A 15,341-nucleotide genomic window follows, 5' to 3' on the forward strand; every position below is an offset into this window, starting at 1 on the left:
AACATATAGAGATTTTAAGAGCTAGGGTAAAACCTAGCTCATTTTTATGCATAAACTTTAAAAAATATTTTATAGGGAAAACTTATTCAAGTATTATTTCTATATTCAAGTACTTAATTATAGAAAATATCTATTTAACGTGGGAAAATTCCAATGTTATAATAATAACCAGAAAAAATAGGAGGGATATTATGAATAATATTGAACAAAAAGCAAAAGAAATAAGAAAAATAGGCGAAGGATACTTTGAAAGAGGAGAATTTTACTGTTCTGAAGCAGTAGTAAAAACTATAAATGACGCTTTAGGTAATCCTTTTAGTGATGATATAACTAAACTAGCATCAGGTTTTCCTATAGGAATAGGTAAAGCTGGATGTTTATGTGGAGCAGTAAGTGGTGGAGTAATGGCCCTAGGAATGGTATATGGTAGAAAACATGGAGAGCCTATGAATGAGGATATGTTTAAACGTTCATCTGGATTACATGACCACATAAAAGAACTTTACAAAAGCACTTGTTGTAGGGTTATGACTAGAAATTTTGAATTTGTATCAGAAGAAAGAAGACAACATTGTATAAAAATAACTGGTGAAGTTTGCGAATATGTAGCAAGAACTTTAATGGAAGATAATAAATTAAATAAATAGTCGAAGGATTCAGTTACTATGAAAGATAATTTTAAGAATATACCAATAGCATTATCAGCTATATCATTAGGTTTTATGGGATTGGGAACTGCCTTTGCAGGATTTAATATTTTATGGGTAAGACACATAGCAGTTTTATTTTCAGTAATTTGTTTAGGACTTATATTTTTAAAGTATGTTATGCACCCAAAAGTAGTTTTAGAAGAAATAAAACACCCTGTATTAGGAAGTGTTTATCCTACTGTCTGTATGACACTTATGGTTATAGCTGTCTATTTTAATGATTTTAATCATGTGATAGGAAAAGGAACATGGGTATTTGCAATAGCTCTACATTTTATAATAAGTATATTTTTCTTCAAAGAAATGTTTAAAGAGTTTAAATTAGATAAAATGATACCAGGTTGGTTTATTCCTAGTGTAGGGATAGGAGTAGGAGCCGTTACCAGCGGTCCAATGAATATGCCTTTACTTTCGGATATTGTATTTTACTATGCATTAGCTATGTTTGCAATAATAACACCAATTATGATTTACAGACTAAAAAAACATTCTAAATTACAAGGGCCTGCAAAATCTACAATAATGATATTTACAGCTCCAGCTAGTGTATGTTTAGCGGGTTGTTTAGCTACTAGCAATATGGAAAATCAAATACTTGTAAATATTCTTGCAATATTAACCTACATATCTATTATTTATAGTTATGTACTATTACCACAACTTATAAGGGAAAAATCACTTCCGCATTTAGCACCATTGACATTCCCATTATCTATAGGAGTTATAGCTTCTCAAAGATATGTAAAATATCTTGGAAATAAAAATTCAAATTTACAAGGGATATGCGAAATATTATTATATGTTCAGTGTGTAGTAGCTACTTTAGTTATAGCATATGTAGTAATTAAAGCTGTTTGTTTATTATTTAGTAAATTTAAAACAGTAGATGACAAAGGATTAAGTGTATAAAGAAAGCAAGTGTAATTTTTACACTTGTTTTTTATATGCCATTTTATATAAAAGAGTATAATGTGGATTTTGAGTAAACGATTATTTATAGTCATTTTTATGTTAGTAAATAAATAAAAAATACATTTAATATTATAAAAATTTAAGGTGATAAAGATTTATTTAAGAGTATAGAATTTTTATAGTTTAATCAAGTGTTTACTTTATATAAATAAAATATATTTTATTTATATAAAGTAATAATTGGCCATATTGATGAAAGATTCAATATGGTTTTTATTTTACAAAAAAATTATATTAGTTTTTAAGTATTAAATAATATATAATTTATGTGATATGATTGAAAAGAACACAATTAAGTAATTGAATAAAGTTTAAATAGGATTAAAGTGGGGGGCTTAAAGCTAATTAAATCATAGCTTTAAATTTTATATTGGGAGAATAATAATGATACTTAGAATAATTGTAAACATTATTTTGGCAGTAAATATATTTTTATATGGTATGGAAAATGATATATACTTCGACAAAGTAAGTTATCCAATATGTATAGCTTTAATTAGCATAAGCTTATCAGTTTATATGCTATACATAATCAAACTTAAAAATAAAAAAATACTATTAGGAAATATTTTATATATGATTATAGTAACCTACCTTTATCCTCCATCTTTAGTGATTTTGACATATATGATAACTGAATATATACAAGTTAAAGGCTATAAATGTAGGTATATTTTACTTTTTGTATATATAATGTTATCTATAAAGATAGGATTAAATTATAATGATATATTTATAGGAATAATTGCTAGTATTTTTACTTATGAAATTATGAGATATGAACAAAAAATCTTGAAAATAGAAAAAATTAACTATGATTTAAAAGAGAAAAACTATAACATTGAAGAAAGAAGAAAAAAAGAAAATCGTATAAGACATCAAAATGTTGAAGTTGTAAAAATCGAAGAAAGAAATATGATATCTCAAAAACTTCACGATAAGATAGGACATACTTTGGCAGGAAGTATAATGCAACTAGAAGCTTTAAAAATAGTAATTGTAAATGATAAAGAAAAAGGCAATGAAATGCTAGAAAGTATAATTACAAACTTAAGAAATGGTATGGATGATATAAGGCAAACTTTAAGAAAAATAAAGCCAGATCAATCGCAAGTTAATATAAATAATCTAAGGTTAATGTTAGAGGATTTTTCTAATAAATCTAATATAAATACTAAATTAAATATAGAGGGAGATTTAAATGAGATAAATTTAGTTTATTGGAAAGCTATAATAGAATGTTGTAGTGAAATATTGACAAACAGCATGAAATATTCCAATGGGGAATTAATTAACATTGACATTAGCGTATTAAATAAAATTGTAAGATTACATATAAAAGATAATGGTTGTTATCAGGGTGAAATAAAAAAAGGAATGGGGTTATTAGGGATTGAAGAGAGAATCATCAATTTAGGTGGAGATATTTATTTTAATAATGAAGATGGATTTTCAAACCTAATAATACTTAAAAGGTGAGAAAATGATAAAATTAATTATAGTAGATGATGATGTTTTAATAAGAGAAAGTCTAAAAATAATAATAGGGATAGATAATGAAATTGAAGTAGTTAAAGCTTTGGAAAATGGGAAAGAATGTATAGATTTTTTAAGTGAAAATGAAGTAGATGTAGTACTTTTAGATATGAGAATGCCAGTGATGGATGGTACAGAAGTGCTAGAGGAAATTAGCAAGAAGAATATAAAGGTTAAGGTATTAATACTTACAACTTTTGATGAAGAAAAACTAATAAGTAGTGCTATAAAGCATAAGACTAGTGGATATCTGCTAAAGAGTAGTAAGCCAGAGAAAATCATAAGTGGGATAAAATCTGTTTATCTTGGAAATGGTGTGTTTGAGTCTGATATAGTGTCAAAATTGGTAGTGGGTAGTAGTAATAAAAATGATAAGTCAGATGATGAGGGTTTAAATATTTATGGGTTAACAGATAGAGAAAAAGACATAGTAAGACTTATATCAAAAGGCTTATCAAATAAAGAAATTGCAAATAAGCTTTTTTTATCTGAAGGAACCATAAAAAATCATATAACATCTATTCTGTCTAAAATGGATTTGAAACATAGGACACAGATAGCTATAGAGTATTTAAATAGTAAAATACACTAATTACATAATTGATTTTGAAGGAAAACCACTTAGGTTTTCTTTTTTATTTAACAAGGAATTATTTTAAATGAAATTAGTAAATGATTAAGGTTATTTGATAATCATGAAATTTATGACTTTAGTCATGGTTAATCAATGACTATGTGTACTTAAGGAATTTATATATCTTTAATATAATTAAAATATAAACTAATGTAAATAAATGGGAGTGATATTTATGAAATATATTGAGATAAGTGGCTTATATAAACGTTTTGGGGATGTAAATGCTATAGAAAATTTAAATCTATATATAGAAAAGGGGGATATATTTGGCCTGCTTGGACCAAATGGAGCTGGAAAAAGTACAACAATAAATATACTTTGCCAACTACTAGAAAAAGATAGGGGAAGTATAAAAATATGTAATGAAGAGTTAAGAAGGAGTGATGCTAACATAAGAGGTAAGCTTGGGATAGTTCCTCAAGACTTAGCTATATTTGAAGATATGACAGCATTAGAAAATACAATGTTTTTTGGTAGCCTATATGGGCTAAGAGGAAAAGACTTAAAAGAAAAAGCATTAAAAGCTTTGGAATTTGTAGGATTAGAAGACACTAAAAAGTTAAGCAAGACTTTTTCAGGAGGAATGAAAAGAAGATTAAACATTGCTTGTGGAATAGTACACAATCCAGAGTTATTAATCTTAGATGAACCAACTGTTGGAATAGATCCACAATCCAGAAATCATATAATGAAATCTATAAAATTTCTAAATAAAAACGGATGCACAATAATATACACAACACATTATATGGAAGAAGTAGAAGCTATTTGCAATAATATCGCAATAATTGATAAAGGGAAGGTCATAGCAAGTGGAAGTAAGGAAAGCTTAAAATCAATTATTACAGATAAAAACAAGTTTGAAGTAATGGTTAATGATATTACAGAAATAAATGAAAAAGAGTTAATGGATATAAAAGGAATAGATAGTGTTGAATTTAAAGACAATAAAATTATTGTAAGTATAGATAGAGAAATTAATGGTTTAAATGAGTTCATACTTTATATAAGTAGTAAATCCATTAAAATTTTAGATATAAAAAGTAAGGCACTAACACTTGAAGATGTGTTCTTAAATCTCACAGGAAGAAAGCTTAGAGATTAAGGAGGAGGAAAAAATGAGTATAATACTATCTGCAATAAAAAGAAGTTTAAGAGATAAGAATACAATCATTGGTACTATATTTTTAGTTATAATGCTTCCTTATATATTCTCAATAATTTTTAGATTTGATAGTGTAAAGGAAAGCCTTGATATAAGTATAGTAGGAAACAAAAATAGTGAAATAAACAAATCATATGTAAAAGCATTAGAAGAATTTGATAAAGAAAATGAGATGATAAGCTTAGATTATAAAATCTATAACAAAGAAGAACTTGATAAAAATATTGAAGAAGTAAATAAGAGTAATTTAACTGTAATTATAGATGATAAAAATAGGAATATAAAGTTTGAAGGAAGCAAAAAACTTAGTATGGGTGAAGAAGTTATTGAAGGGATTACAAAAGAATTTTTTAATTTAATGTCTGTATACGAATCAGTGGCCAAAGAAGGTGAAGTACCTAGTATAAGTAATAATTTAGTAAAGGTATCAGAATACAAAAGTGAAGGAAACAAAAACTTAATAGCAGAAGATATAGATTATGGTAAATACTTCAGTGTAGTCATGCTTCAAATGGCAATCCTTGCAGTAAGTGCTTGTTCTTTTAAAAATACCTTTTACATAAAAGAAAATATAGGAGAAAGGGCAAAGTCCTCTCCAATGAAAATATCTAAACTTATGTCACTAGAGTTAATAGGCTCATTCATAGTTATTTTTGGTCAAGGAATTATAATGTTACTTGCAATATCCATTTTATATGGTGTAAATATTACTAAACAAAATTTATTAGGAATGATAGCCTTGATAAGTGTACTTAGTATGCTTTCTGTTTGTATAGGACTATTTGCATCATCTATATGTAAGAAAAGAAGCGTTGGAGAAAATGTCTGCTCTATAATTGTAACTGTTATGGCTTTAGCTTCAGGCGAACTTATGCCGAAAATGGAACAATTTGCAAAAAATATTCCAATATTAAAGTTAAATCCATTTGTATGGATCAGTAAAGAATTTAATTCATTAGTAACTTTAAATTATAGTGAAAATTTATATACTGCATTAGGTGTTGGAATTATAGCATCTATTGTGTTAATGGCTATATCAATACTAATTTTAAGTAGAAAAGTGGTGAAATAATATGAAAAATATCATGATTATATTAAAGCATAATTTAAAATGTACTATGAAAGGGTGGTTTTGGTTAGTATTAATATTTCCAATAGCTATTAATATACTTGTTAGCGTGTTGGTTGATAAAGTAGACTCATCTCTAGAAGATTCAAATAATAGTTTTAATGTAGGGATATATACAAAAGACAATAGTGAAATAGTAGATGGTTTATTGCCACCAGATAAAGTAGGTAGTTTTTTTAAAGTTAGTAGTGTAAAAGAGCTTAAAGAAACTTTAGATAAAGGAGATATATCTGTTGGAGTCATAATAAATAGTAAAGATATATATAAAGATATAAAAACTAATAAAGAAGGAACAATAGAAGTCATTTCTCAAAGTAATTCAGGAAACAAAGAGTATATACTTAGCGTTATAAATACTGGAATTATGCAAATTCAATCTTTTGGAGATAACAAAGGTGAATACCTAAAATTATATAAAGAATATGAAAAGAATAGCTATAAATTTACTTATGAAAATAGTGATTTATCGTATGCTTTCCATTATATAATCATGTTTGGTTTATTTGAAATAGCATTTTTAATTATAGGAGGAAGATGTATAGCACCATTATTAAAAGAAAGGGAGCTCAAAATAGACAGGAGAATTTTAATGTCTAAGATAAGTAAGGTAGAATATACATTAGGACACATATTAGGATGCTTTGTATTATTGTTGTTTCAAGGTGTAACTTTAGTAGCTACTTTTTATATACTAAATCCACAGTTTGATATTAACTTAATATGGATGATGCTACTATCGTTTGCATTATCCATTGTAGGGATAGCAGTAGCTTTAGTAGTTTTAAGTATATCTAATAATTCAACAATGTATTATACACTACTTTCTGTAATAGTAACTCCAATGTGCTTATTAAGTGGTGGATTTCTTCCTATAGAATTTATGCCAGAATCAGTTCAACATTTTTCACTGATTTTACCACTAACTTGGATAAATTCAGCATTTAAAAAGATTATTATGGAGGGGAGTTATTTAAGTATAGGGTTAGATTTATTAGCAGCAGTATCAATATCATTAGTATTAATTATGCTATATTTAGTATTAGAACGTAAAAGGAAAAATAAATTAACTTGTTAAATAATATAATTAAGAATAGATAAGTTTTTATTTATATTAATTTAATATTAGATACCACTTTTTCATAAATAAACTGAAGCTAATATTTAAGACAGTTTATAATGGATAGGTGGTTTTTATTTTTGTAATAAAATATAATAAAAGATAGTTTTACTTAAAATAAATATAATGCTAAAGAGGAGACAAGGTGATTAATAATATAAATAGTAATTCATATAGCAATTTATCTAAAGCAGTATTAACAAATAGAAATAATCAAGCTAAGACAATACAAGATAAGTCAGCAATAAAAATAGATTTAGAGGCAGTATCAAAGGAACAATTTGCTAAATTAAATAAATCTCAAAAAGAAGAAGTAGCAAATTTATTAAAGCGAATTCAAGGAGAAATAGCAAAGGCAGAAATAATAGCAGTAAAAATAGTTAAGGGAGAGACATTAAATTTTGAAGAAAAAAAGTTTATAAAAGAAAAATATCCAGATTTAAAGCAAGTAGCAGAAGAATCTGCAAAAGAGGTAAAAGAATTAAAGCATGAAATAAAAAATTTAAAAAGTGAAGATCAAAAACAACAAGTAATATCAAAAGCAATAAATAATATAAAACTAATGAATAAAAAGGGAATACTTTCTGAGGTACAAACTAAAATTAAAATGTCAGGAATAGAAGAAGTTGAAAAGTTCATAAAGAATATTCAAAAAGAACTTAAAAAGTCAGAAATGATAGCAGTAAAAATAGTTAAAGGAGAGAGATTAAATTCTGAAGAAAAAAAGTTCATAAAAGAAAAATATCCAGATTTAAAGCAAGTAGCAAAAGAATCTGAAAAAGAAGTAAAAGAATTAAAGCATGAAATAAAAAACTTAAAAAGTGAAGAACAAAAACAACAAGCAATATCAAAAGCAATAAACAATATAAAACTAATGAATAAAAAAGGAATACTTTCTGAAGCACAAACTAGAATTAAAATGTCAGGAATAGAAGAAGTTGAAAAGTTCATAAAGAATATTCAAAAAGAACTTAAAAAGTCAGAAATAATAGCTATCAAAATGATTAAAAGTGAGAAATTAACTATTGAAGAAAAAAATCTTATAAATGAAAAGTACCCAGAGTTAAGACATGAAGTAGAAAAATATATAAAGAAAAGTAATAGCTTAAAGGAACAATTAAAGTTATGTAAAAATGAAGAAGAAAGGCAACAAATAGTATCAAAAGAAATTAAGAATATAGAAAATATGAGCAGTAAAGGCATTATTTCAGAAAGTGAATTAAAAATAAATATGGCAGCAATAGAAGAAGCTGTCATATTTATAAAAGATAGCAAATTAGAAATAAATAAAGAAGAAAGAGAAAATGATAAAGGTAAGTTATTAAAGTTTATTATAAATCCATATTTCTATGTAGGTACAGTTTCAGATAATCTATCAAGCATATTTATTATCATAGCAATAATAACAATTATTTATCTGTTTTTATAAACATGCTATTCATATTAAAGAAGAGTATTTTTATTTATAGCGTTACAAGAGTTTAGTTGCAATAGATGATTAATAATCCTATAGATTTATACATAAAAGACGTATATAGAATATATAGACATCAAAATAGTTAGTAGAGAAAATTGGAGGATTATAATGGGACTTTCAGAAAATACAAGCCAAACGAAAATACTTTTAGAGTCTGGCACTAATGAACTTGAGATTATGGAGTTTACAATTTCAGGTGAAGTATTTGGTATAAATGTAGCAAAAGTACGTGAAATTTTAATGGCTCAAGAAGTAAAGAAAATGCCAAATTCACATGACGTTGTAGAAGGTGTATTTAAGCCAAGAGATGAGATTATCACGGTTATAGACCTTGGAAAATATTTAAATCTTCCTAAGCCAAAAGATATAGGACATGATATATTTATCGTTACTCATTTTAACAAGTTAAACTTTGCATTCCGTGTAAATTCAGTAGTTGGGATTGATAGAGTTTCTTGGAAAGATATAAAAAAACCAGATAGAGTTATATATGGTGGAGATGAAGGCGCAGCAACAGGTATTGCAGAATACAAGGATAGACTTATAACTATATTAGATTTTGAAAAAATAATTGCAGAAATTAGTCCGGAATCAAGTATTCAATTTGAAGCTATAGAAAAATTAGGCGATCGTAAATGTAATGATAAAACTATTTTAATAGTAGAAGATTCAATGTTACTTTCAAAACTTATAATCGAGTGTTTACACAAAGCAGGCTATAAAAACACAGTTAAGGCAGATAATGGACAAGAAGCATGGGATTATTTATTAGAAGTAAAAACTTGTGGTGACCCAATTGAAAATCATGTTTCTTGTATAGTATCAGATATTGAAATGCCTCTAATGGATGGTCATAGGCTAACAAAACTTGTTAAAGAAGACAGTGTTTTAAAAGATATTCCACTAATACTATTCTCATCTTTAATAAGTGAAGAAATACGTATTAAAGGTCAGGCACTTGGAGCGGATGAACAGATAACTAAGCCAGAAATAGTTAATCTTGTTAGCATTATAGATAGATTAACAGAAAAATAATAAGGAAAAATTAAATAGAGTTAAGTAAAATACATTTTAAATATATCAAATATAAGAAAATATTATCATAAGCGTATGATAATATTTTTTTATTTATTTTAAAATATATAAAAAATTTATAAAATAAAAATATATTGACTATAAAAAATTAGATGATATAATAATTATATAAATCAAGTGATAATAATTATTAATAACAAAAAATAATGATAATAATTACATAAATAACAACACGGAGGAATGACATGAAAAGATTAAAATCATTAGTAGTATTAGGTGTAACAATAGCTACTCTTGGAATTGTTACTGGTTGTTCGGGAAACAGTAACAATGAAGATAGTAATAAAAAAGAAGAAACAAGAGTAGTACAATCCGTAAAAGGGGAGGTAGAAATACCAGCAGATCCTAAAAGAATAGTTGATATATCTGGAAGTAGTGAGGAGCTAGTTTTACTAGGTCACACTCCAGTAGCTACAGCAAATGTAGATTCATATGAAACAGATAAAGTTCCATCATACGTAGAGGATAAGTTAGGAAAGTCAAAAGTAGTTGGTCACTCAATGATGGATACTATGGATATAGAAGCAATATTAGCATCTAATCCAGATTTAATAATAATGGCACCAAGACAAGAAAAGATATATGATCAATTAAAAGAAGTAGCTCCAGTAGTTATGCTAAAAGATGAAGCAAATGATTGGGAAGCTAAACTTAAAGATGTAGCTAAGTTATTTGGACAAGAAGAAGAAGCTCAAAAATGGTTAGATAGCTACTATACAAAAGCTAAAAAATTAGGTGATGAAATAAAGAAAGCTAATGGGGACAAAACATACTTAACAGTATTAGCTAGTCAAGGTCAATTTATGGTATTTACTGAAGGTGGTATAGGGACAATATTAAAAGATGATATGGGATTACCTCAACCTGCTAATATGCCTAAGCAAGATGGAATAACTTTACCAACTGTTACTATGGAAGGTTTAACAGAGATAGATGCAGACCATATAATAGTTATAGCTACAGATTCAGATAAAGCCGATTTAGAAAAAAGTACAGTATGGCCAGAAATTAGAGCTGTAAAAGAAGGTAACGTAACAATACTTGATGCAAGTCCATACTTTAGTCAAGCATACAATCCAATAGGAAGAGAATTATTATTACAATCAATAAAAGATGAAGTTGTAAAATAATATAAGTATATAAAGTAGGTGGTAAAAGGATATAACTTTTGTCACCTACTATTTAATTTATAGAGAATTAATTTCAATTAAAAAATAATTACAATTAAATTTTATGGGTATATTTAAAAGAGTATTTCAGTTAAATTTAATCTAAGGAGGAACTATGAAAAAATTAAGCAAAAAAACTTTAGCTTATTCATTTATGCTTATAGGAATAATATTGCTTATAGCTGGAATAGTTATGTCTATTTCACTAGGAGCAAAAGATATAGATTTTCAAACAATAATACATAGCATATTTACAAATAGTAATGATGTAAGTATTAAGATAGTTAGGGATGTTAGGATACCAAGAGCTATTTGTGCAGCTCTTGTTGGAGGATTCTTAGCAGTGGCTGGAGCTATAATGCAAGGTATAACTAGAAACCCTATTGCAGAGCCATCTGTAATGGGTATAACACAAGGGGCTACATTTATGATAGCAGTAGCTTTTGTATTACAAAGAATATACAAAAATTTAGTTATAGGAAGTTTTGGGTTGATGGTATTTGCATTTTTAGGTGCTAGTATAAGTGGACTTTTAGTTTATTTTATAAGCTCAAGGTCGGCAAGGAAAGTAGATCCAGTAAAGCTTGCTCTTGCAGGAACTGCATTAGGTACTTTACTTATATCATTAGCTATGGGAATCGTAATGTACTTTAACTTATCTCAACAGCTAAGCTTTTGGATTTCTGGAGGACTAGTTAGTGCTAAGTGGGAAGGTGTTAAACTATTAGCTATAGTAGGAGGAACTGCATTTATAGGGGCTATGTTTATGGCACCTAAGATAACTATTTTAAGTTTAGGAGAAGAAGTTGCCATAGGATTGGGACAAAGAACAAATGCAGTTAGGTTTGTGAGTTTAATAATAGTAATATTTTTAACTGGAGCATCTGTTTCTGTGGCTGGAAATATAGTATTTGTAGGATTAATAGTTCCTCAAATTGCTAAAAGAGTAGTAGGAGCGGACTATAAATATATAATACCTAGTTCAATGATATTAGGTTCAGTTTTACTTGTATATAGTGATATTATGGCTAGAATGATTAATCCTCCTTATGAAACACCGATAGGTTCTTTAACAGCATTATTAGGAGTTCCTATGTTTATATACCTTGTTAGAAAGGATACAAAATAGATTATGAATATAAAAAAGAATAAAAAATTTATTATGATTATAGGCATTTTAATGGTATTAATATTTGCTACATTTTTAGTTAGTTTAAATATGGGATCGCTGTCTATAGAGCCATTAGATGTTATAAAAACTTTAGTAGGACAAGGATCTAAAAGTCATGAAATTGCTATATTTAAACTACGATTACCTAGAATAGTGATTGGAATTCTAGTTGGAACAGCTTTGGCAATAGCAGGTACTATTTTACAAGGTGTTACTAAGAATGATTTGGCAGACTCAGGAATACTAGGAATAAATTCAGGAGCTGCATTATTCGTTGTTATATACATTTATATTATGAATGGAAATGTATATGATGGTATAAGTAATATGACTATATTTACAATGCCAATAGTTGCATTATCAGGAGCTATATTTGGAGCATTTTTAATTTATATACTTGCATGGAAAAACGGAATAAATTCATCTAGATTATTGTTAATAGGTATAGGTATAAATGTAGCATTTACATCATTACTTACAATATTCCAATTAAGATTTACAACACAAGAATTTAATAGAGTAATGGCGTGGACTTCAGGAAGTATATGGGGAGCAAGCTGGAAATATGTATTAGCAGTTTTACCTTTTATATTAATATTTACTTTGCTTACAATATATAAATCTAGATATTTAGATGTACTAAATTTAGGAGATGAAGTGGCAACAGGGTTAGGTATAGAGGTTGAAAAAGAGAGAAGAAGATTAATAATATATGCTGTAATATTAGCAGGTGTAGCGACTTCTGTAGCAGGAAGTATAGGCTTTTTAGGATTAGTTGCACCGCATATAGCTAGAAAATTAGTTGGGCCTAAGCATAAAAAGTTAATTCCTACAGCTGCACTTGTGGGAAGTTTAATTTTACTAGTGTCTGACACTATAGCTAGAAATTTAATAGCACCTATGGAAATCCCCGTAGGAATAGTAGTAGCAATAATAGGTGTTCCATACTTTATTTATCTGATGCTATCAGAATAAATAATTTCATTTTAAATAATCGAAATAATTAACCAAAGGAGATAAAAATGAACTGTATAAATACTAAAGATTTAAATATTTCATATGGAAATTTAGATATAGTAAAAGATTTAAATTTAGACATACCAAAAGGAAAAATAACTACGATAATAGGGTCTAATGGATGTGGAAAATCAACTATATTAAAAACTATAGCTAGAATTATACAACCTAAAAGTGGTGACATATATATAAATGATAAAAATATAAAGGAACAAAGTCCAAAAGAATTAGCAAAAACTATGGCAGTTCTTCCACAAAGTCCTCAGGCTCCAAGTGGCCTTACTGTAGAGGAGTTAATAGCTTATGGAAGATTTCCTCATCAAAAGGGATTTGGTAAATTAAAAAAAGAAGACAATGATATAGTTACATGGGCATTAAAGTCAACGGGAATAGAGGAATTTAGAGATAGACCGATAGAAGCCTTATCTGGAGGTCAAAGACAAAGAGCTTGGATTGCCATGGCACTAGCTCAACAAACAGATATACTTATACTTGATGAGCCAACAACATATTTAGACTTAGCTCACCAATTAGAAGTATTAAAGTTATTAGAAGAATTAAACAGAAAACAGGGAACAACTATTGTTATGGTAATACATGAACTTAACAATGCAGCTAGGTTTGCAGACTATATGATAGGTGTTAAAAAGGGTAAAATAGCATGTCAAGGTAGTGCACATGAGGTTATGACAAAGGAAAATCTTAAAGAGTTATTTAATATAGATGCTGAGATTGTTGAAGATCCTAGAACTCAAAAACCAGTATGTATAACTTATGACATGGTGGTATAGGAGTAATTTATGGAAAGTCAACAAGCTTTAAAAGAAGATAAAATAGGAAGGTTACTACTTAAGTATTCAGTACCTGCTATATTAGCAATGATGGTAACATCTTTATATAATACAGTAGATAGAGCTTTTATAGGTTCTATTAAGGATGTAGGAGCACTTGCTATATCTGGACTTGGAGTGACAATGCCTTTATTTACAATACTAGGAGCATTTTGTGTAGGAATTGCTATTGGAGGAAGTACTAATATATCTATAAAGCTCGGTGAAGGTAATAAAGAAGAAGCTGAAAGAATATTAGGAAATACATTTGCTTTAGAAATAGTTGTTGCTATAGCAATAATGATAATAGGGGCATTCTTTTTAGATGATATACTTTATATATTTGGAGCTAGTATTGATACTATTAAATACGCAAGAGATTATATGAGTGTAATATTCTTTGGTACATGGTTTAATTTACCAGGGTTTGCACTTAATAGTGCTATAAGGGCAGAAGGAAGACCTAAGCTAGCTGCTACGATGATGATAATAAGTTGTATTCTTAATCTAATATTAGACCCTATATTTATATTTGGATTTGATATGGGAATAAAAGGTGCAGCTATAGGAACTATAATGTGTCAACTGTTAGTATTTATATGGTCTACCTATTATTTTACACTAGGAAAATCAAATCTTAAGCTAAAAATCAAAAATATTAGGCTAGAAAAAAGACTTTTAAAAGCTATTATATTAATAGCATTAACTCCATTTTTTATGGAACTAGCATCAGGTTCTATACATCTAGTAACAAACAGAGTACTGAAAATATACGGTGGAGACTTAGCAATAGGAGCTATGACAACCATAACATCTATATACTTGATTTTCTTAATGCCTGTATTTGGATTAAGCCAAGGAATGCAAACTATAATTGCATATAATTATGGAGCTAAGCAATATGGACGTACTAAAAAGGCATTGTTAATAGCTATGTTAGTAGGAACAATAATATTAACTTTTGGGTTTATATTTATTAGATTATTCCCAGAGTTATTCATCAGTATATTTACAAATGACAGTAAACTTACTGAGTTAGCTATGAATGGAGTAAATATATATACATTTACATTACCAACAATAGGTATTTCTATTTTGGGAGCAGTATATTTCCAATCAATAGGTAGTGCAAAGATATCTATGTTTTTAAGTTTATTAAGACAAGTTATAATATTAATACCTGTTATACTTGTAGTACCTAGAATATACGGATTAAATGGAGTATGGGCATCACAACCAATAGCAGATGTAAGTACTATGATTATAGTAGGTATATTTTTATTAAGAGAGTTTAAAAAAGTAAATAAATTTTAAAA

Annotated in this window: 14 protein-coding genes; all 14 read left to right on the plus strand. The window is 27.6% G+C overall.

Annotation, left to right across the window (positions count from 1 at the left end; translation table 11 throughout):
- The first annotated feature begins 191 nt into the window (after nt 1-191).
- The 14 genes from FRIFI_RS01390 to FRIFI_RS01455 all read left to right on the plus strand — a co-directional run bounded on the left by FRIFI_RS01390 (nt 192) and on the right by FRIFI_RS01455 (nt 15,339).
- Complete coding sequence (locus FRIFI_RS01390) at nt 192-647, plus strand: C-GCAxxG-C-C family protein (RefSeq protein ID WP_166504797.1); 456 nt, start codon at nt 192-194, stop codon at nt 645-647.
- An 18-nt stretch (nt 648-665) separates the two neighbouring features.
- The gene (locus FRIFI_RS01395) at nt 666-1,619 is read left to right on the plus strand and encodes a TDT family transporter (RefSeq protein ID WP_166504798.1); all 954 of its coding nucleotides are present in this window, start codon (nt 666-668) and stop codon (nt 1,617-1,619) included.
- Between the two features lie 447 nt (nt 1,620-2,066).
- The gene (locus FRIFI_RS01400; RefSeq protein ID WP_166504799.1) at nt 2,067-3,161 is read left to right on the plus strand and encodes a sensor histidine kinase; all 1,095 of its coding nucleotides are present in this window, start codon (nt 2,067-2,069) and stop codon (nt 3,159-3,161) included.
- 4 nt (nt 3,162-3,165) lie between these two features.
- On the plus strand, nt 3,166-3,810 hold the full coding sequence (locus FRIFI_RS01405) for a response regulator (RefSeq protein ID WP_166504800.1): 645 nt from the start codon (nt 3,166-3,168) through the stop codon (nt 3,808-3,810).
- Between the two features lie 217 nt (nt 3,811-4,027).
- Complete coding sequence (locus FRIFI_RS01410; protein ID WP_092922843.1) at nt 4,028-4,960, plus strand: ABC transporter ATP-binding protein; 933 nt, start codon at nt 4,028-4,030, stop codon at nt 4,958-4,960.
- A 13-nt stretch (nt 4,961-4,973) separates the two neighbouring features.
- The gene (locus tag FRIFI_RS01415; protein ID WP_166504801.1) at nt 4,974-6,092 is read left to right on the plus strand and encodes an ABC transporter permease; all 1,119 of its coding nucleotides are present in this window, start codon (nt 4,974-4,976) and stop codon (nt 6,090-6,092) included.
- Nucleotide 6,093: 1 nt separating this feature from the next.
- Nucleotides 6,094-7,224, plus strand: a complete 1,131-nt coding sequence (locus FRIFI_RS01420) for an ABC transporter permease (RefSeq protein ID WP_166504802.1) — start codon at nt 6,094-6,096, stop codon at nt 7,222-7,224.
- Between the two features lie 187 nt (nt 7,225-7,411).
- Complete coding sequence (locus tag FRIFI_RS01425) at nt 7,412-8,695, plus strand: hypothetical protein (protein WP_166504803.1); 1,284 nt, start codon at nt 7,412-7,414, stop codon at nt 8,693-8,695.
- Nucleotides 8,696-8,851: 156 nt separating this feature from the next.
- Nucleotides 8,852-9,778, plus strand: a complete 927-nt coding sequence (locus tag FRIFI_RS01430) for a chemotaxis protein (RefSeq protein ID WP_092922854.1) — start codon at nt 8,852-8,854, stop codon at nt 9,776-9,778.
- A 245-nt stretch (nt 9,779-10,023) separates the two neighbouring features.
- Nucleotides 10,024-10,968, plus strand: a complete 945-nt coding sequence (locus FRIFI_RS01435) for an iron-hydroxamate ABC transporter substrate-binding protein (protein ID WP_092922857.1) — start codon at nt 10,024-10,026, stop codon at nt 10,966-10,968.
- A gap of 154 nt (nt 10,969-11,122) precedes the next feature.
- The gene (locus FRIFI_RS01440; RefSeq protein ID WP_166504804.1) at nt 11,123-12,136 is read left to right on the plus strand and encodes a FecCD family ABC transporter permease; all 1,014 of its coding nucleotides are present in this window, start codon (nt 11,123-11,125) and stop codon (nt 12,134-12,136) included.
- 3 nt (nt 12,137-12,139) lie between these two features.
- Nucleotides 12,140-13,153, plus strand: a complete 1,014-nt coding sequence (locus tag FRIFI_RS01445) for a FecCD family ABC transporter permease (protein WP_166504805.1) — start codon at nt 12,140-12,142, stop codon at nt 13,151-13,153.
- Between the two features lie 47 nt (nt 13,154-13,200).
- Complete coding sequence (locus tag FRIFI_RS01450; protein ID WP_166504806.1) at nt 13,201-13,986, plus strand: ABC transporter ATP-binding protein; 786 nt, start codon at nt 13,201-13,203, stop codon at nt 13,984-13,986.
- A gap of 9 nt (nt 13,987-13,995) precedes the next feature.
- Nucleotides 13,996-15,339 carry an MATE family efflux transporter gene (locus FRIFI_RS01455; RefSeq protein ID WP_166504807.1) on the plus strand — a complete coding sequence of 448 codons (1,344 nt, stop codon included), beginning with the start codon at nt 13,996-13,998 and terminating at the stop codon, nt 15,337-15,339.
- Nucleotides 15,340-15,341: the final 2 nt, after the last annotated feature.

The organism is Romboutsia hominis, from assembly GCF_900002575.1.
Taxonomy (GTDB): Bacteria; Bacillota; Clostridia; order Peptostreptococcales; family Peptostreptococcaceae; genus Romboutsia_C; species Romboutsia_C hominis.